The 16,741-nt window shown below is 71.8% G+C and carries 16 protein-coding genes and 2 pseudogenes; 7 read left to right on the forward strand and 11 right to left on the reverse strand.

Annotated features, from left to right (window positions below):
- The first annotated feature begins 43 nt into the window (after positions 1-43).
- From ACTWJ9_RS18915 to ACTWJ9_RS18925, 3 genes are all read left to right on the forward strand, one after another.
- Positions 44-718 (forward strand): TetR/AcrR family transcriptional regulator, encoded by a 675-nt coding sequence (locus tag ACTWJ9_RS18915; RefSeq protein WP_387040085.1) that lies wholly within the window; start codon positions 44-46, stop codon positions 716-718.
- 322 nt (positions 719-1,040) lie between these two features.
- The gene (locus ACTWJ9_RS18920; RefSeq protein WP_279338019.1) at positions 1,041-1,685 is read left to right on the forward strand and encodes a DNA alkylation repair protein; all 645 of its coding nucleotides are present in this window, start codon (positions 1,041-1,043) and stop codon (positions 1,683-1,685) included.
- Positions 1,686-2,441: 756 nt separating this feature from the next.
- The gene (locus tag ACTWJ9_RS18925; protein ID WP_279335421.1) at positions 2,442-2,780 is read left to right on the forward strand and encodes a MerR family transcriptional regulator; all 339 of its coding nucleotides are present in this window, start codon (positions 2,442-2,444) and stop codon (positions 2,778-2,780) included.
- A 126-nt stretch (positions 2,781-2,906) separates the two neighbouring features.
- On the opposite strand, the gene ACTWJ9_RS18930 is transcribed toward ACTWJ9_RS18925, so the two are convergent.
- From ACTWJ9_RS18930 to ACTWJ9_RS18950, 5 genes and pseudogenes are all read right to left on the reverse strand, one after another.
- A complete protein-coding gene (locus ACTWJ9_RS18930; protein WP_279335422.1) occupies positions 2,907-3,239 on the reverse strand; it encodes a WhiB family transcriptional regulator in 333 nt (110 codons plus the stop codon).
- A gap of 190 nt (positions 3,240-3,429) precedes the next feature.
- Complete coding sequence (locus ACTWJ9_RS18935; RefSeq protein WP_443294481.1) at positions 3,430-3,774, reverse strand: SCO5918 family protein; 345 nt, start codon at positions 3,772-3,774, stop codon at positions 3,430-3,432.
- Between the two features lie 48 nt (positions 3,775-3,822).
- Positions 3,823-4,232 (reverse strand): annotated as a pseudogene (locus ACTWJ9_RS18940) (CBS domain-containing protein).
- Between the two features lie 46 nt (positions 4,233-4,278).
- Entirely contained in the window at positions 4,279-5,769 is a 1,491-nt protein-coding gene (locus ACTWJ9_RS18945) for a DEAD/DEAH box helicase (RefSeq protein WP_387040080.1), read from the reverse strand.
- Between the two features lie 276 nt (positions 5,770-6,045).
- Positions 6,046-6,249, reverse strand: coding sequence for a cold-shock protein (locus tag ACTWJ9_RS18950; RefSeq protein WP_030939356.1), 204 nt, complete (start codon positions 6,247-6,249; stop codon positions 6,046-6,048).
- Positions 6,250-7,424: 1,175 nt separating this feature from the next.
- Between ACTWJ9_RS18950 and ACTWJ9_RS18955 the strand changes: the two genes are divergently transcribed.
- Positions 7,425-9,065: a helix-turn-helix domain-containing protein gene (locus ACTWJ9_RS18955; protein WP_279335425.1), complete on the forward strand. Its 1,641-nt coding sequence runs from the start codon at positions 7,425-7,427 to the stop codon at positions 9,063-9,065.
- Between the two features lie 433 nt (positions 9,066-9,498).
- Positions 9,499-10,959, forward strand: a complete 1,461-nt coding sequence (locus ACTWJ9_RS18960; RefSeq protein WP_443294482.1) for an amino acid permease — start codon at positions 9,499-9,501, stop codon at positions 10,957-10,959.
- On the opposite strand, the gene ACTWJ9_RS18965 is transcribed toward ACTWJ9_RS18960, so the two are convergent.
- The 6 genes and pseudogenes from ACTWJ9_RS18965 to ACTWJ9_RS18990 form a co-directional block, all read right to left on the reverse strand.
- The gene (locus ACTWJ9_RS18965) at positions 10,892-12,427 is read right to left on the reverse strand and encodes a diacylglycerol/lipid kinase family protein (RefSeq protein WP_443294483.1); all 1,536 of its coding nucleotides are present in this window, start codon (positions 12,425-12,427) and stop codon (positions 10,892-10,894) included. The two genes, ACTWJ9_RS18960 and ACTWJ9_RS18965, sit on opposite strands and share 68 nt — an antisense overlap.
- Positions 12,428-12,454: 27 nt before the next feature.
- On the reverse strand, positions 12,455-13,114 hold the full coding sequence (locus tag ACTWJ9_RS18970; protein ID WP_443294484.1) for an HdeD family acid-resistance protein: 660 nt from the start codon (positions 13,112-13,114) through the stop codon (positions 12,455-12,457).
- A gap of 171 nt (positions 13,115-13,285) precedes the next feature.
- Positions 13,286-13,825 (reverse strand): hypothetical protein, encoded by a 540-nt coding sequence (locus tag ACTWJ9_RS18975; RefSeq protein ID WP_387041121.1) that lies wholly within the window; start codon positions 13,823-13,825, stop codon positions 13,286-13,288.
- A gap of 140 nt (positions 13,826-13,965) precedes the next feature.
- A pseudogene (locus tag ACTWJ9_RS18980) lies at positions 13,966-14,148 on the reverse strand (MFS transporter); the annotation flags it as partial.
- Positions 14,149-14,626: 478 nt separating this feature from the next.
- Positions 14,627-14,851, reverse strand: a complete 225-nt coding sequence (locus tag ACTWJ9_RS18985; protein ID WP_279335430.1) for a helix-turn-helix domain-containing protein — start codon at positions 14,849-14,851, stop codon at positions 14,627-14,629.
- A complete protein-coding gene (locus ACTWJ9_RS18990; RefSeq protein WP_443294485.1) occupies positions 14,851-15,471 on the reverse strand; it encodes a DUF2975 domain-containing protein in 621 nt (206 codons plus the stop codon). Before ACTWJ9_RS18990 ends, ACTWJ9_RS18985 begins: the two co-directional genes overlap by 1 nt.
- Positions 15,472-15,742: 271 nt before the next feature.
- Between ACTWJ9_RS18990 and ACTWJ9_RS18995 the strand changes: the two genes are divergently transcribed.
- Positions 15,743-16,435: a DUF998 domain-containing protein gene (locus ACTWJ9_RS18995; protein ID WP_443294486.1), complete on the forward strand. Its 693-nt coding sequence runs from the start codon at positions 15,743-15,745 to the stop codon at positions 16,433-16,435.
- A 71-nt stretch (positions 16,436-16,506) separates the two neighbouring features.
- Positions 16,507-16,719 (forward strand): DUF4287 domain-containing protein, encoded by a 213-nt coding sequence (locus ACTWJ9_RS19000; protein WP_279335433.1) that lies wholly within the window; start codon positions 16,507-16,509, stop codon positions 16,717-16,719.
- The last annotated feature ends 22 nt before the right edge of the window (positions 16,720-16,741 follow it).

Below are 16,741 nucleotides of genomic sequence, written 5' to 3' on the forward strand. Positions count from 1 at the left end.
GAGTCGAGGAGTCGGGGAGTCGGGGAGGGGGAGGGGAGGAGCCATGGCCGAACGAGGGCTGGAGACGAAGTACCGCATCGCGGAGACGGCGATGGCGCTGTTCCTGGAGCAGGGCTACGAGAGCGTCACCGTGGAGGCCGTCGCGGACGCGTCGCAGGTGTCACGGCGCACGGTGTTCCGGTACTTCGACGGCAAGGACGAGCTGGCGTTCCCCGATCACTCCGCGCGGCTGGAGCTGCTGGCGCGCCACCTGGTGAAGCCGACCGGGGGGCGGTCCCCGGTGGACGTCGTCGTCGCGGCCACCGAGGTGGTGATGCTCGACTTCCTGAGCAGGCCCGAACTGGTGCTCCAGCGCTACCGGCTGACCCGGATCGTGCCTGAGTTGCGCAGGCGTGAGGTGCTCGAGAACGAACGCTACGTCGCCCTGACCCGGGCGTATCTGCGTGACCGACTGCCCCCGGACGGTCCGGCGTTCCTGCCGATGGCGCTCTCCGCGCTGATCGACGCGATGCACCGGTCGGCGCTCGGCAACTTCGCCCGCAGCGGCGGGACGGCGGACGCGTACGCCGAGCTCAAGGACGGCATGGAGTGGATCCGCCGGACCCTGGCCGAGGAACCGGCTGCCGGCAGTCCCCTGCTGTTCGCCGTGCTGCCGGACACGGCGGCCGCGCGGCACGCGTTGTCGACGCTGCGCGACGAGGCCCGGGACCTGCTCTGAACCCGGTGCGCCGGCCGCGGCCGATCCCGGGCGTGCAGGACCGAACGGTGCGGGGCACGGTGAGTCTGCCGACCGGGAGGGCCCGCGCAGGCGGCGCGGTCGCCGCTCTCGCCCCGTCGGCCGCCCTGACGGGCTGAGACCCCGGCACATCGGTGCCATGACATGGATGCACCGAAAAATGAACAGCGCCTCTCGGAGTGCCCCCGGCACTGACGTCGATGGCTAGCATCAATGCCGCTGACTGTGATGTGAGGAGGCCGAGGTGGCCGAGGTGGCCGAGGTGACCGAGACGACGCCGGTCGAGACGGCCGTGGCCGAGGTGATGGCCGAGCTGGCCGAGCTCGAGGACCCGAAGACACGCCGGGTGAACGAGAAGCACGGTGACGATCACGGTGTGAACCTCAGCAGGCTGCGCGCGCTCGCGAAGCGGCTGAAGACGCAGCAGGAACTCGCGCGCCGCCTCTGGGCGACGGATGACACCGCGGCGAGACTCCTGGCGATCCTGGTCTGCCGCCCGAAGGCGTTCGAGCGCGAGGAACTGGACGTCATGCTGCGCGAGGCACGCGCACCCAAGGTGCACGACTGGCTCGTGAACTACGTGGTGAAGAAGAACCCGCACTCCGAAGAGCTGCGCCTGGCCTGGTCCGCCGATCCGGATCCCGTGGTCGCGAGCGCCGGCTGGGCGCTGACCACCGAACGCGTGGCGAAGCGGCCTGGGGGTCTCGACCTGGCAGGACTGCTCGACGTCATCGAGGCGGAGATGAAGAACGCCCCGGATCGCTTGCAATGGGCGATGAACCACTGCCTGGCCCAGATCGGCATCGAGCACGCCGAGCACCGTACCCGCGCAGTCGACATCGGCGAGCGCCTGGAAGTGCTCAAGGACTACCCGACCTCCCCGGGCTGCACGTCCCCGTTCGCGCCCGTCTGGATCACCGAGATGGTGCGCCGACAGCACGACGGGTAGGAAGAGCCGCGCTCGCGCTCACGCTCGTGCCGCTACCGGGGCCCTTCGCCGTGCACGGCCCTGCAGGGCGGAAGCAAAGCGGCTCTTCGGGGCTCTTCGGCCTGCTTCGACACGCGCCGGCCGTGACCGCTGTCGGCCCCGGCGTGGCACCACGGCGGCCGTCCGTCGAGGCGGCTGCCGCTCCCACGCGTCATGCCCCGGCCGAAGCCGAGCGGTTGCGGCACTCGGGTGCCGGTGGATAACCCTTCACTCGCACGGACCGAAATCTGTGGTGGCTGATGTAGACATGTGCGCGCACCGAGGTTAGTGTGTCTGCTGTAGCCAGGAAGTCGGTGAGGCGTGGCAGACACGAACTGCCCGCGGGAACAGAGGTTCTGGCACGGCGGTGGAGTGGTGGGGCCGGAGTAGGCTTGGGGCCCCCTCGCTGACCGCCGGGCCTGGTGGCCGTACGAGGGCCGCCGGCAGTACGCAGGTCCGCAGGAGTGAGAAGCCAGACAGAAGGAAGAGAAGGAGGAGGACGCCATCAGGATCGCCCGGGCGAGAACGGTCTGCCCGGGTACCGCAGGCCCCGGAACGGAAGGTGGTCCCACGGTCACGCATCCGCGATCCCCGCACTCTCCGCCCCTCGTCAGGGGTCGGTGCGGAAACAGAAGGCCGGCCTCGCAGTAAGCCGGTCGATGGTGTTACAAATCCCTCGGGGCCTTGGTGCCGTACGGCACCAAGGCCCCTCGACGCATTCCCCCCTCAGAGGTGCAGATGACCACAGACACGCCGCTCGACCGAATCGACGACGACGACTACCCCGCTTACACCATGGGACGAGCAGCGGAGATGCTCGGCACCACGCCCGCCTTCCTACGGGCTCTCGGTGAAGCCCGGTTGATCACACCCCTGCGCTCCGAGGGCGGCCACCGTCGCTACTCCCGCTATCAGCTGCGCATCGCCGCCCGTGCCCGGGAGATGGTCGACCAGGGCACCGCCATCGAGGCGGCCTGCCGCATCATCATCCTGGAAGACCAACTGGAAGAGGCCCGGCGCATCAACGACGCACTGCGAGGCGGTGAGGTCGGGGCCGACCACAAGGCGGACGCCTGACCCACACGCTCACGGCGGACGGTGGCACGCCAGGACCGCGGCCGGCAGCCGATCGGACCGGCGATCGAGTCCCCTTCGGGAGGGCCCGGGGCTGCGCTGCTCGGCCGACATCCCTGCTGTAAGCGGTCATTCCCGGCGTGTACGAACCGTTTTCCCCGTCGCTTGTCCCGCCGGGCCGCCGAACAGTTTCCGGCGGATGGCGCGACGCTGCGCGGCGGTGGTCGCACCCCAGATGCCGACGTCCTCCCCCTGCTCGACGGCCCACCGGCGGCAGGCGAGCAGTACGCGGCAGCGATGGCAGACCGCACGGGCGCGAGCGACCTGGGGCTCGCTTTCCCGTTCGATCAGAGGGAAGAAGAGCTCGGGATCCTCGCCCACGCACGCGGCATCGCGGATCCATCCGCGTGCGGCGGGGAACAGGTCGACGCTGAAGCGAGAAGGCCGACGGTCGTCCGGCACGGTGACACCTCCGCCAGATGCCGGCTGAGCCGGCAGGTGGCTGCGGCACAGGCGTGCCGCAGGCCCGGCAGGGGTCGTGCCCACCACTCTAAAAGCGTGCCCGTGGACTTGTCAGCCCGGACGGGGGCCGTGCGGGCCGTACTCGTCATGCCCTGCTCAGGGCCGGGGCGGTGGCCGCCCCTCCCGCAGGTCAGATGGACATGGGGGCGCCGAGCATCAGGGAAGCCCGCTGGAGCGGGTCGGCGATCCTCGCCTCTGCGACCTCTGCGACCTCTGCGACCTCTGCGACCTCTGCGGCCTCGGGGGCGGTGCGGCAGGTGAAGCCGAGCCGGGTCATGGCCCTGAGGACTTCGCCGCCGCTGAAATCGCGGCGGTCCTGGCGGGTGACGACCTGGCCGACCTGCTTGGCGGGGTAGTGGCGGCGCCCGATGACGACGGAGTCGCCGGTGACCGGCTCGGGCTTGACGCCCTTCATCGATTCCAGCACGCCGTCCTTGGTGAGCTCGAACGGAAAGCGGGCGATGACACAACGCATGACGCCTCACAAGGAGAAGGGGAAAGGGGCCGGCTGTGATGTGGCGGTTCAGCGGGAGAGGGCGATGACGCCCGGGGCGTCATCGTGTTCGTCGACCACGGGCAAGGCCCCGAGCCGCCGGTGGCGCATCGCGTGCTCGGCCTCGGCCACCGTGGTCAGCGGCGGGGCGAAGGGCCCGCCGTCGTCGCGTCGGAGACGTCGCGCAGGCGGATCCGGTCGGTGTAGCCGGAACTGTCCCGCACGGCGGTGAGCCGGGCCTGGGTGACCAGGTCGGTGTACTGGCCGTCCTCGTCGCAGACGACGAGGTGACCCGTGCGGGCGGCGGCCATGAGGGACAGCGCCACTTCGACGGTCATGTCGTCCCAGACCTGAGGCCCGGCCGAGTCCACGGCATCGGCAGCCGTCCTGTGCACGGCGTCGGGGCCGGTCGGGCGGGAATGCATCTGGACCAGCGTCAAGAGGTGCCTCCTGCAGAGATGGGTCAGCTTCCTGATCAGGACGGGTCTAGGCGGCGTCGGAGACGGACCGCCGTGCGGGCGCGCGCCGGGCCGCCGGCACGGAGCGGCGCCGGCCGCGTGAGGTGGCGCCGCGCCGGGGGCGTTCGGTCACCGGTGCGGTGATGACGACCGGGATGCCGGAGGGGGCCTGGGCGCCGGTGATGCGGTGCAGGGCCTCCGCGCCCGCGCGGACCTGGGTGGTCTGCGGGACGATGCCGGCCATTTCCATGAGGCGGGTCATGGCGCGGCGCTGGTTCGGGGTGACCAGGGTGACGACGCTGCCGGACTCGCCGGCGCGGGCCGTGCGGCCGCCGCGGTGGAGGTAGTCCTTGTGGTCGGTCGGAGGGTCGACGTTGACGACGAGGTCGAGACTGTCGACGTGGATGCCGCGCGCGGCGACGTTGGTCGCCACCAGCACGTTGACGTGCCCGTTCTTGAACTGCGTCAGCGTACGGGTGCGCTGCGGCTGCGACTTGCCCCCGTGCAGGGAGGCGGCCCGCACCCCGCTGTTCAGGAAGTGCTCGGTGAGGCGGTCCACGGCGTGCTTGGTGTCCAGGAACATGATCACGCGGCCGTCGCGTGCGGCGATCTCGGTGACGGCCGCGTGCTTGTCGGCGCCGTGGACGTGGAGCACGTGGTGCTCCATCGTCGTGACCGCGCCGGCCGACGGATCGACGGAGTGCACGACGGGGTCGCTCAGGTAGCGGCGCACGAGGAGGTCGACGTTGCGGTCGAGCGTGGCGGAGAACAGCATGCGCTGCCCCTCGGGACGGACCTGGTCGAGCAGGGCGGTGACCTGCGGCATGAAGCCCATGTCGGCCATCTGGTCCGCTTCGTCGAGGACGGTGACGGACACCTGGTCCAGTCGGCAGTCGCCGCGTTCGATGAGGTCCTTGAGGCGTCCGGGGGTGGCGACGACGAGCTCGACGCCGCGGCGCAGCGCGCCGGCCTGCCTGCTGATCGGCATCCCTCCCACGACCGTCGCCAGGCGCAGCCTCACCGCGCGGGCGTACGGCGTGAGCGCGTCGGTGACCTGCTGCGCCAGCTCACGCGTCGGTACGAGGATCAGCCCCAGCGGCTGCCGGGCCTCGGCGCGCCGCCCGGCCGTACGGGCCAGCAGGGCCAGCCCGAAGGCGAGGGTCTTGCCGGAACCGGTGCGCCCCCGGCCGAGGACGTCACGGCCGGCGAGCGAGTTCGGCAGCGTCGCGGCCTGGATCGGGAACGGTACGGTCACGCCCTGCGCGCCGAGCGCGGTCAGCAGCTCCGCGGGCATGTCGAGATCGGCGAAGCCCGCCACGGCGGGCAGCGCCGGGGTGATCGTCTTCGGGAGGGCGAACTCCCCCTGGAACGCGGCGGGGCGGCGGCTGTGACCGTGGGAACGCACCGGTCCGCCGGAGCGGCTCAGGGACGACGAGCCGAACTGTCTGCCGTTCTTCCCGGGGACGGCGCTGCCGTTCCGGGTGCGGGCGAAGCGGTCGTTCGTGCGTGTGCGGTTCATGCGGAACCTTCCTTGATGCGGCACATATCAAGGAATTCCCGCAGCGGTGAGCGGCATGGAGAATTGCAAGAACGGGCCGAGTGGGGCGCGAAAATGAATCGTGCGCCAAAACATGATGCACGGGAGATGCTCTGGCATTCCCGAAAGGGAATCCTTTTGTGTAGGTCTGTGGATTCCCCGCGGTCGTCCCGCAGGCGAAACCACTGCGGGACGTGCATGCAGCTGGGGCCCGCACCCCGAAGGATGCGGGCCCCAGCTACGAAGTGTGCGCCGGTGTCAGGCGGGGACGATGTTCTCGGCCGTCGGGCCCTTCTGCCCCTGCGCGATGTCGAAGCTCACCTTCTGGCCCTCCTGGAGCTCGCGGAAGCCCTGGGCGGCGATGTTCGAGTAGTGGGCGAAGACGTCGGGGCCGCCGCCGTCCTGCTCGATGAAGCCGAAGCCCTTTTCCGCGTTGAACCACTTCACGGTGCCAGTAGCCATGTCTTGTCTCCTTCGGGGCAGTGAATCGGCATCCGCACTGCACGGGCGCCGTGTCGCCGCGATGATCGACCCGCCCGGAAAAAGACCGGTGCCAAAGATGTTTCCAGTGGCACGGAAGCCGCCTGAGAAGAACTTGGAATTCGGGAACCACAACTGCAACTGCGATTGACAGTAGCACGTTGTGGCGGCCTGTGCGCGGCGAATAATTCCGCTCTGTTCGCTGCTGTAAGGAAACTGTCCGCACGTTCCGTCAAACTCTCATCCCGTGGGTGCAGATATCATGGTGTCCGGACCTTGGCGATCCTTGAATTTCCACCTCCGCCGGCAGTCGGCCACGGACTGTTCCGCTGCACCCGCCCCCTCGGAGCAAGCGACCGGCCGCCGTACGAACCGCTCCAGAACTCTGGCGGTGCCGGCTCCCGGTCCGTGCCCGTCGGGGGCCCGGGAGGGGACGGAGGACCGGTTCCGCTCGGGGCGATCGCCCACCGGATCGACGTCCGGTCGGCGGGCGTGCGTCTCGCGTGCGACGGGACGGTCGCCGCGGCACTGCTCGGTGGGCCGGACGCGCACGCGGTGCCGCTGAGCCGGATGTCCGCCGAGGTGCACACGGACGCCCCCGGCCGCCACGTGGACGGAGGACCATGCCCAGCCGGGTCGGGGCCGGGGGGCGACGCACACCGCACGAGGGCGTCAGCGGGTCAGGAGGGCGGGCCTGCCTGCCCGGCACGCCCGGTCGGCGCACCGCCGCGCTCGGACCGGGCCGCGCGCCGGGCGCAACATCGGCCGGTGGCCGCGTACCCCTGGACAGCGAGAGCCGGCGCGAGGACGACTTCGACCGTGTCTTCGAGCAAGGCGCCGTCGACGTCCTCCGACTCGCTCCGCCGGACAGGCCCTGAGCCCCGGCCCGGTTCCCGGCGTCTTGCCGGAAGCGGGGAAACGACAGCGAGGCTCCGGGGCACACGGGGCGGTGTGGTCACCGGCATCGCTCACGCTCGGGCGGATGCGGTGAGCGGCCCGACCGCGTCCCACGTGTCCCGTGCGCGTGCGACGGCCCGGAAGGCATCGTGCCGTCGCACGCGCCGCGGTCCGCACGCGCCGCGGTCCGCACACACCCGGTGCGGTCCCCCGGTGCCGAGCGGATAGCATCGCGCTCGGCACGGCCCCCGGCAGAGGCGATGACCATAGGTTCGGACGCGGTACCTCCCCCCACAGCGAGCATCAGCCTGCGCGAGTTGCTGATGGCACTGGGTGATGCGCTGTTGGAGGTGCAGGCGGCTCCCGCCGGACTGGACGTCGAGATCCGCAGCGTCGCCCTGCTCGACCCCGAGGACCCGCCGGTCACCCGGCCGGGCGAACTGGTTCTCGTCATCGGTGCCCGCGGCCGGGCCGCCTATCCCGCGCTGCGGGCCGCCGGGCGCGACGGAGCCGCCGGCGTCGTGGTCAAACTGGACGGCCCCGGCCAGGCCGCGGCCCTCAGCGAGACCGCCGCCGAGGCCGGGGTCGCCCTGCTCTCGCTGCGCGGCGAAGCGCGCTGGGAACAGGTGAACACGCTGGCCCGCGCCGCCCTCGACGACGTGCCGCCGGGCCTCCCGGGCGAAGGGGCCGAGGAGGGCGACCTGTTCTCGCTCGCGCAGACCACCGCCATCCTCACCAACGGCATCGTCAGCATCGAGGACGCCGCCCACCGGGTGCTGGCGTACTCCCGCTCCACCGACTCCGACGAGATCGACGACCTGCGGCGGCGCTCCATCCTCGGCTGGCAGGGGCCGGAGCCGTACCTGGCGAAGCTGCGCGAGTGGGGCGTGTTCCAGAACCTGCACTCCAGCGACGAGGTGATCAGTATCGACAGCCACCCCGAGCTGGGGATCCGCCGTCGGCTCGCGGTGGCCGTGCGGTCCGGGGGCCGGCAACTGGGGACCATCTGGGTGCAGGAGGGCTCGACGCCCCTGTCCGAACACTCGGACCGGGCACTGCTGGGTGCGGCCCGGGTCGCCACGCTCCACCTGGTGCGCCGCCGCCGGGAGCTCTCGGAGGGACTGACGTTCACCCGGACCCTGCTGGCCGGACTGCTGGACGGGAACACCGGGCCCCAGCCGCTGGCCACCCACCTGGGATTCGACGCGGCCCGCCCGGCCGCCGTCCTGGGCTTCTCGTACGAGACCGCGGATGTCGTCGCCGCCCCGGAACTGACCCACGCCGAGGTCACCAGCCTGATCTCCGTGCACATGGCCGCCCGGCATCGCAGTGCGCTGGTCACGCAGGCCGACTCCCGCATCTATGTGCTCCTGCCCCAGTTGCCGCGCAGCATCGACGTGGACACGTTGCGCGGCTGGGGCCAGGAGATCACCGACGCCGCAGGCCGCCATCTGGACCTGCCCCTGCGCGGCTCGGTCGGTTGCGTGGTGTCCGGGCTCGGGGACGTCCCGGAGTCACGCCGGGAGGCCGACCGCATCCTCGACGCCATGCTGGGGACCGACGTCCCCACCGCGGTCGCCGCACTGCCGGACATCCAGGCGGAAGTGCTGGTCAGTGAGCTGCTGACGCTGCTCTCCGTCCATCCCGAGATACGGGATCCACGGCTGACCGCCCTCCTCGAGCACGACAGCCGCAACCAGGGCCGCCTGGCGGAGACCGTCCTGACCTATCTGAATTCCTTCGGCGACGTACGGGCCGCCGCCGCCCAGCTGTATGTGCACCCCAACACGCTGCGCTACCGCATTCGCCGGGCCGAGGAGCTGACCGGTCTCGAACTGAGCCGTCCTGACCAGCGTCTGCTCGCCATGCTCCAGCTGCGGCTGTCGCCGCCCACCGCCTGATCCCGCCTCCTTCCGCATTGGCCGGTCGTACAGCCGATCGGGGTCGGGTTCGTCGAGCCGTACAAACACATCGCCTCACGGCCCCCCATACGCTTGCGCGAATTCATCTCCGCGAGTGATGCGGACCGGCTCTCGCACCGCCTCTCACGAGGAGACGGAGCACAGCGCCGACGTGCGATGACGACCCCATCATCGACACCGCATCCGTATATCGAACACCACCCCCCACATAGTGAACGGTTTCGAGAACTTCCAGGGTCACGGCCGACCCGTTGCCGAACCGGCCTGCTCGTTCCCGAACCGGTCTGCTCGTTCCCGCCGATCACGGGGTATCCGGAGATCCGGATCGCCGGTGATCGGAGACCGGTGGCCCGGTGAACACGGCGGCCACTTCCGGCAAGACTCCCCAACCCCACTTTGGACGGATGTCGACATGACTGCACGCGCCCCTGACTCCCTGGCCACGGCCACCACTCCACCGGCCGGTGACCCGCCCCCGGAGCAGTCGGGTCTGAAGGCCGGTCTCAAGAACCGCCATCTGTCCATGATCGCCATCGGCGGTGTGATCGGCGCCGGCCTCTTCGTGGGCTCCGCCTCCGGTATCGCCGCCGCCGGGCCCGGCATCCTGCTGTCGTACGCGCTGGTCGGAGCCCTGGTCGTCCTGGTGATGCGGATGCTCGGCGAGATGGCTGCGGCCAACCCGAGCTCCGGCTCCTTCTCCGCCTACGCGGACCGGGCGCTGGGCCGCTGGGCCGGGTTCTCGATCGGCTGGCTGTACTGGTTCTTCTGGGTCGTCGTGCTCGCCGTGGAGGCGACCGCGGCCGCCGTGATCCTGGAAGGGTGGGTGCCGGCCGTACCGCAGTGGGCCTGGGCACTGATCGTGATGGTGGTCCTCACCGCCACGAACCTGCTCTCGGTCGGCTCCTTCGGCGAGTTCGAGTTCTGGTTCGCGGGCATCAAGGTCGTCGCCATCGCGGGCTTCATCGTCCTCGGCGGCCTGGCGGTCTTCGGTGTGCTGCCCGGCTCCGACCACGCCACCACGGGCTTCGCCAACCTCACCGCACACGGCGGCTTCCTGCCGCACGGGCCCGGAGCGATCCTCACCGGCATCCTGCTGGTCGTCTTCTCCTTCATGGGCAGCGAGATCGTCACCCTCGCCGCCGCCGAGTCCCCGGACGCGCAGCGGGCCGTCGCGAAGGCCACCAGGAGCGTGATCTGGCGGGTCGGCATCTTCTACGTCGGCTCGATCCTCGTGGTGGTCTCCCTGCTGCCCTGGAACGATCCCGCGATCCAGGAGAAGGGGTCGTACGTCGCGGCACTGAACTCCATCGGCATCCCGCACGCCGGCGAGATCATGAACTTCATCGTGCTGACCGCCGTGCTGTCCTGCCTCAACTCCGGCCTCTACACCGCCTCCCGGATGGCCTTCTCCCTGGGCCAACGCGGCGACGCCCCGCGGTCCTTCGTACGGACCAACGCACAAGGTGTCCCACAGGCCGCGATCCTGGCTTCCGTGGCCTTCGGCTTCGTGGCGGTCGCCTTCAACTACCTGTGGCCGGACACGGTGTTCCAGTTCCTGCTGAACTCCTCGGGCACGGTCGCGCTCTTCGTGTGGCTGGTCATCTGCTTCTCGCAGCTGCGGATGCGGGGGATCATCCTGCGCGAGAGCCCGGAGAAGCTCGTCGTCCGGATGTGGCTGTTCCCGTACCTGACATGGGTGGCGATCGGGATGATCTCGTTCGTGCTCGTCTACATGCTCACCGACGGCAGGGAGGGCGGCGGACGGAGCCAGGTGCTGCTCTCCATGCTGGTGGCCGTGCTGGTGATCACGATCGCGTTGGTCCGGGAGCGGAGGCGCCCGAGAAGTACCGAGGACGCGGTCGCCCCCCGGTAGCCGCCCCGGACCTCCACCCGGCGGTCCGGGCTCCCCGCCGTCCCCGGCGGGGAGCCGCCACCGGGACCGGACGGCCCAGCGCCGACCGTGCCACGCGCGGCCAGTCGGCCGCCGCGCCGCTGCCCCGCCGTGCGTGCGGGCGGTCGCGCGGCACGCGGACCCGGAGCGCACCGGGCGCGCTGCGGCACACCACGGGTGACGGCAGGACGACGTGCTCTCCGTCGATGCCGACCGGGAGGGTGTCCGTGCCGGCCTCGACGACGACCTCTTCGGCGGACAGCCGGACGAGCCCCCCGGAGCGCGGACCGCGCACGATGCGCGCGGCCTCGGCGGTGCTGCCGACCCGCACGCACACCAGGCCGAGGAGCCCCGAGTCCAGCCGCTCCCTGCGCCCCGGACGGGCCGCGTCCACGGCACGTCCGTAGGGGTTGTTGCTGACGAGCAGGGCCTGGAGCCCGTCGACGCGGGTCCGGCCGGTCCGTACCCGCAGCCTGAGCGCCTCCTCGCCGGTGAGGAGGCCGGGAAGGGCGCGCAGGGTCGTACGGGCCTTGGCGTCCCGGTACGCGGGGTCGGTGACGACGGACGCGTACGTCCCGAACGAGGCGTTGTTGACGAAGACCCGGTCCGCGGCGTACCCGAGGTCGACGCGGAGTTCGACGCCGTCCCCCAGGGCCCGCAGGGCGGCGGCCGGATCGTCGCGGTCGAGGCCGAGATCGAGGGCGAAGTGGTTGCGGGTGCCCGCGGGGATCACCACGAACGGCAGGTCGTGGCGTGCCGCGACCTCGGCGACCAGGGCCTGGGTGCCGTCGCCGCCCGCCACCGCCAGCAGATCGGCTCCCTCGGCGACGGCCTGCCGGGCCAGCTCGACGACGTCCTGGCCCGCGTCGAGCAGGGCCACCCGGCAGCCCGCCGCCCGGGCCTTCTCCACCAGTTGGAAACGGCCCACCTTGCCGCCCCCGGAGTACGGGTTCATGAGCACCCAGGGGGTGTGGGGCGCCTCGATGACCGCCTGTTCGGAGGTGGGGTGATCCGGTGTCGGGGCCGTACGCGCCGTCGTGACGGCCAGCGCCCACAGGGCCAGGGACACCAGGGCCGGTCCCAGCAGGCCGAACGCGGCGTACAGGGCGAACACGGTGACCGGCGCGGCCACCGACAGGACCGCCCCGAGGACACGGAGCACACCCGTGTGGGCCAGGGCCCACCACACGCCGACGGCGGCGAGCGCGAGCCCCGCGACGCCGACCAGGACCCACAGCACGCTCCGCAGACCGGCGGCGACGAGCGGCACCAGGATGCTTCCCAGGAGGGCGAGCAGGGCGAGGCGGGCCCGTCCGGCCCCGCCTTCGAGTGCGGCCGGGGCCCTGGACCCGCCCGGTCCGCTCGTACCACCTCTGCGCCGTTCCACCTGTCGGCCCCTCTCCTCGTGCTCCCGGTCACCGGGCGGGTCCGGGGCCGTGGCCGGGTTCATGGGTGTTCCTCCGCGGCGGCCGTGGTGTCAGACCGCCGGGACGGGTGGGTACGGCTCCGCGGAGTGCGTCCTTCGGAGCGCGGCCCGCCACGCGAAGGCGACCACCACCTCGGCCAGGCCGAGCAGGACGAGCCACAGGCCGAGCAACCGGGTCAGGGCGCGGGCCGATTCGACCGGCAGGGCGAGGACCACGATCCCCGCGACGACGGCGAGCACGGCCGTGCCCAGGACGACGCCGCGGTGCGGCAGGTCCGGGGTGGCGAGGGCCGTGTAGAGGGTCAGCACGCCGGAGACGAGCCAGACCACCCCGACGATCAGGGAGAGCGCGGCGATCGTCTGCAGCGGGTTCCGCAGGCACAGCACCCCGGTCAGGACGTACAGCACGGCCAGGAGCAGCCCCGGGAGCCGTTCGTGCCCCTCCCGGGCGAAGACGGCCACGAACCGGAACGCCCCGGTCACCAGGAGGTACAGGCCGAGGAGGACGGCCAGGACGTGCAGGGTCGCCTCCGGCCAGACCAGTACCAGGACGCCGGGCACCAGCGTCGTGACGGCCGAGCCCAGGAGCCAGGTCCAGGAACGGCCGAGCCGTGCGAGTGCGTGGGTGGGATCGCCCATCGGATCGAAGGGCACGCGGTCGGGACGGCGTTCCGGCCCGGTGTGCGATGCCGGACCACGCGGCATGGACATGGCTCCTCCTCCTCGCGTGGCGGTGTGCGAGGACCTGACGGATCCAGGGTCACGCCGGTCACCCGGTGCCGGATCACCCACCGGGGGTGATCCGGCACCCGGTGCAGGGGCCCTCCACCCGGTGGCCGACACCCCGGGCCCGCGTGTCCTCGGTGCGACCTCAGTGCTTCCTCAGTGCTTCAGGACGATCTTGAAGGAGACGATCAGCAGGCCGATCAGCAGATTGACCGACGCGGTGGCGGCCATCAGCCGCCGGGAAGCACCGGCGCGGTGCGCCGCGGCCACGGACCAGCCCACCTGCCCGGCCACGGCGACGGAGAGGGCCAGCCAGAGGGCGCCCCGCACGTCCAGGCCCAGCAGCGGGCTGACGGCCACCGCGGCGGCCGGCGGGAAGGCGGCCTTGACGATCGGCGACTCGTCACGGCACACGCGCAGCACCAGCCGGCGGTCCGGAGCCCGCTGCGCCAGCCGAGCCCCGAACAACTGGGCGTGCACGTGCGCGATCCAGAACACCACACCGGTGAGCACCAGCAGCAGCACCAGCTCGGCGCGGGGGAACGAGCCCAGCGAGCCGGCGCCGAGCACCACCGAGGCCGCGAGCATGGAGCCGTAGACGGCACCCGTGTAGTCCGCGTGGGCCCGGCGCTCGGCGCGGCGCACCCGCCGGTCCGTGGCCGGGCCGGCCCTGGTTCTGGCCCTGATTCTGGGCACGCCTGGCTCCCTCGGTGTCGGCCTCGGTCTCAGCGCGTCGGGCCGGTCGCCTCGGCCGGGGCACCGGTGTCCGGCTGCCGCGGACGGCGGCCCGGGGCGGTCGGCAGATGCGGTGTGACCAGGAAACCGGCGAGAGCGACGCCGCCGATGATCATGAACGCCGCCATGACCGGTGCGTACCACGTGATGACGGCCTGGAGGGCGGTGACCTCGGTGTCGACGTCCTCGACCAGCCGGCTGACGGACACGTTCATGACGGAGGTGACCAGGACCATCAGGAACCGGGCCGTACCGAGAACGATCAGGACCCGCCAGTGCTCCACACCGTCCACCTCACCGAGTCGGCCCGGGACACCGGTGGGGCTGGCCGGCCGGGCAGCGGCCGACGCCCGCCGCTCCGTCCATCGCACCCGAAGCGCGCGCCCCGTGCCTCACCCGCCACGGGGGAAGGAACGGCGCTTTCCGGGGGCCTTGCGCGCGGAGTGGGAACCGGCTTTCCCTCCGGCCCGGAGGTCCGGCCCGCCTCGGCCACGGGCTGGTCTCGCGCCGGGTGACCGAACCGGGCGCCGACCTGCTCGACCTGCTCGACCTGCCGCGCCTGCGTCGGGCGCTGTCCGTCCACTACGACGACCACACGGTTTTCCGTTCCCCGCTCGAGGACCTCCTCGCAGAAGCCGGACGCCGGGGCCACGACACGCGTCTGCTGCGGTGCGCCTTGGTTGCCGGGCTCCGGTCTTCGGTCACCGGTCACCGGTCACCGGTCGCCGAAGGCTCCGTGACCGGCGGAGCCGACCACCGGGTTCAGTCCTCGCGGACGCTGAGCAGGTCGCCGGGCTGGCAGTTCAGTTCGCGGCAGATCGCGGTGAGGGTGGAGAAGCGGATCGCCTTCGCCCGGTCGTTCTTCAGGACGGAGAGGTTGACCACCGTCACCCCGACCCTGGCCGCCAGTTCGGACAGGGTCATGCCGCGGTCGGCCAGCAGCCGGTCCAGGTGGACTCGGACCCGGTGTTCCTCCTCCGGCGGCATCAGACCAGCCCCTCGGTGTCGGCCCGCAGCTTCGTGCCGCGGCGGAAGACCTCGCTCAGGGCCAGGACGAGGAAGGCGAGCAGGACGTACTCGCCGGAGAAGGTGGCCGAGAAGGGGATCAGGTCGGCCAGGGGGGTGCCGCTCACCAGCGCCTGTGTGGTGAGCGACAGCAGCATCGGGGAGAAGACGCCCTGCACCAGCACCACGATCCCTATGACGCTCAGGCGTCGGGCGTTCCTCGGCACGAAGACGTCGCCGCCGTGCAGGGTCCTGGCGATCTGGAGGAGGAGGGCCAGGACGAGGAGCAGGAGCAGGCTGCCGACGAACTCCGGCAGGGCGAGCAGCAGGCGCCGGCCCAGGTCGGGGTCGGTGAAAACGAGGTCGGCCCGGTGGGTACCGGTGAGCGTCATGCCGTGGCCCGCCGCCGCCTCGGTCACGGCGCCCGAGACCGAGGCCGTGCTCCCGGTCTCGACCTCGCGGGTGTCCACCGGGTCGATGAGGCCGACCACCCCGAGGGCCGGGGCCAGCACCCCGAAGACGCCGACCAGCAGAGCGGCCAGCCCCAGGACCGCCCCCAGCAGCCGGTCGTCGGCCCGGCTCCACCAGAACTTCGTACGCATGCTTCCCCCGTCCGCCCGCCACCGGCATATCGATTTTCGATACTATCGACAATCGATAGGTGGGCTGTCAAGCCCACGGGTCCACTCCCCGGGCGCAGCCGGCGATCGCCGAGACCGCAGCCCGCTCGTCCCGCTCGTCCCGCGCGCACCCGCGCCGCCCGGGCACCCGGGAGCATGTGACCCGGCGCACATCGTGTGCGGCGATGACTTCTCCCCGTGCCGTCGGTCATACGAGCGACCACGACCACACCGGCACGGGGAAGGCCCGACCATGACTCACACGCTCAGCGCGACCCGGCACCCCGCTTCCGTCACGTCCGCGGCACGACCGGCGGCACGGCGGGCTCTGACCGGCGGCGCGGTGGCGGGCCCCCTGTTCCTCGCGCTCGGCGTCGCCCAGGGCCTGGCACGGGACGGCTTCGACTTCACCCGCAACGCCATCAGCCAGCTCGCCCTCGGTGAGGCGGGCTGGATCCAGACGGTGAACTTCCTGCTCACCGGAGTGCTGCTGATCGTGGGGGCGACCGGTCTGCGCCGGGCGCTGCGGGGCGGTACGGGCGGCACCTGGGGGCCGGTCCTGGTCGGGGTGTTCGGTGCCTCGTTCTGGGCCGCCGCGATCTTCCCGGCCGACGCGGGGGCCGGTTTCCCCGCCGGTGCGCCCGACACGGCCACGCTGAGCGGGCACGGTGCCGCGCACATGGCGGCCGGGACGGTCGGCTACCTCGCCCTGTGCGCGGCGTTCGTCGTTCTGGCCCGCCCGCTCGCCGCCAGGGGCCACCACGGCTGGGCCCGCGCCTCACGCCTCGTGCCGGTGGCCGTCCTGGCCGGCTTCACGGCCTCCGCCGCCTTCGTGCCGGCCTTCACCGCGGGGGCGGGCCTCGGCCTGCTGTGGCTGGCCGCGGTGACGGCCCGCCTGGCCGCCACCCCGACACCCCGTCTGGCCGTCACCCCGGCAAACCGCTAGCCGCCCGCCGCTCCGGCGGACACCATTGAGACCACCCGGAGCATCCGGATCAGAAAGGAAACGGGCATCCCATGACCAGCGCAGTGAAGGGTCCCGCCGGCTACTTCCCCTCCATCGAGAAGAAGTACGGCCGCCCGGTCGCCGAGTGGAAGGACCTCATCCGCACCTCCCCGCTCACCCAGCACATGGAGCTCGTCCACTGGCTCAAGGCGGAACACGGCCTCGGCCACGGCCACGCCAACGCCCTCGTCGCCCACACCCTCGCCGAAGACGCGGGCAAGTGACCGTGCCGGTCCCCGCCTGAGG

The organism is Streptomyces sp. GDS52 (assembly GCF_052246875.1).
GTDB classification, from domain to species: Bacteria; Actinomycetota; Actinomycetes; order Streptomycetales; family Streptomycetaceae; genus Streptomyces; species Streptomyces cathayae.

Coding starts and splice junctions, on each gene's coding strand:
- ACTWJ9_RS18945 (WP_387040080.1), bottom strand. CDS start 5,769: ATGAACCGCACACGCACGAACGACCGCTTCGCCCGCACCCGGAACGGC.
- ACTWJ9_RS18990 (WP_443294485.1), bottom strand. CDS start 15,471: ATGCGTACGAAGTTCTGGTGGAGCCGGGCCGACGACCGGCTGCTGGGG.
- ACTWJ9_RS18995 (WP_443294486.1), top strand. CDS start 15,743: ATGACTCACACGCTCAGCGCGACCCGGCACCCCGCTTCCGTCACGTCC.
- ACTWJ9_RS18935 (WP_443294481.1), bottom strand. CDS start 3,774: ATGCGTTGTGTCATCGCCCGCTTTCCGTTCGAGCTCACCAAGGACGGC.
- ACTWJ9_RS19000 (WP_279335433.1), top strand. CDS start 16,507: ATGACCAGCGCAGTGAAGGGTCCCGCCGGCTACTTCCCCTCCATCGAG.
- ACTWJ9_RS18925 (WP_279335421.1), top strand. CDS start 2,442: ATGACCACAGACACGCCGCTCGACCGAATCGACGACGACGACTACCCC.
- ACTWJ9_RS18955 (WP_279335425.1), top strand. CDS start 7,425: ATGACCATAGGTTCGGACGCGGTACCTCCCCCCACAGCGAGCATCAGC.
- ACTWJ9_RS18965 (WP_443294483.1), bottom strand. CDS start 12,427: ATGAACCCGGCCACGGCCCCGGACCCGCCCGGTGACCGGGAGCACGAG.
- ACTWJ9_RS18960 (WP_443294482.1), top strand. CDS start 9,499: ATGACTGCACGCGCCCCTGACTCCCTGGCCACGGCCACCACTCCACCG.
- ACTWJ9_RS18985 (WP_279335430.1), bottom strand. CDS start 14,851: ATGCCGCCGGAGGAGGAACACCGGGTCCGAGTCCACCTGGACCGGCTG.
- ACTWJ9_RS18950 (WP_030939356.1), bottom strand. CDS start 6,249: ATGGCTACTGGCACCGTGAAGTGGTTCAACGCGGAAAAGGGCTTCGGC.
- ACTWJ9_RS18970 (WP_443294484.1), bottom strand. CDS start 13,114: ATGTCCATGCCGCGTGGTCCGGCATCGCACACCGGGCCGGAACGCCGT.
- ACTWJ9_RS18920 (WP_279338019.1), top strand. CDS start 1,041: ATGGCCGAGCTGGCCGAGCTCGAGGACCCGAAGACACGCCGGGTGAAC.
- ACTWJ9_RS18915 (WP_387040085.1), top strand. CDS start 44: ATGGCCGAACGAGGGCTGGAGACGAAGTACCGCATCGCGGAGACGGCG.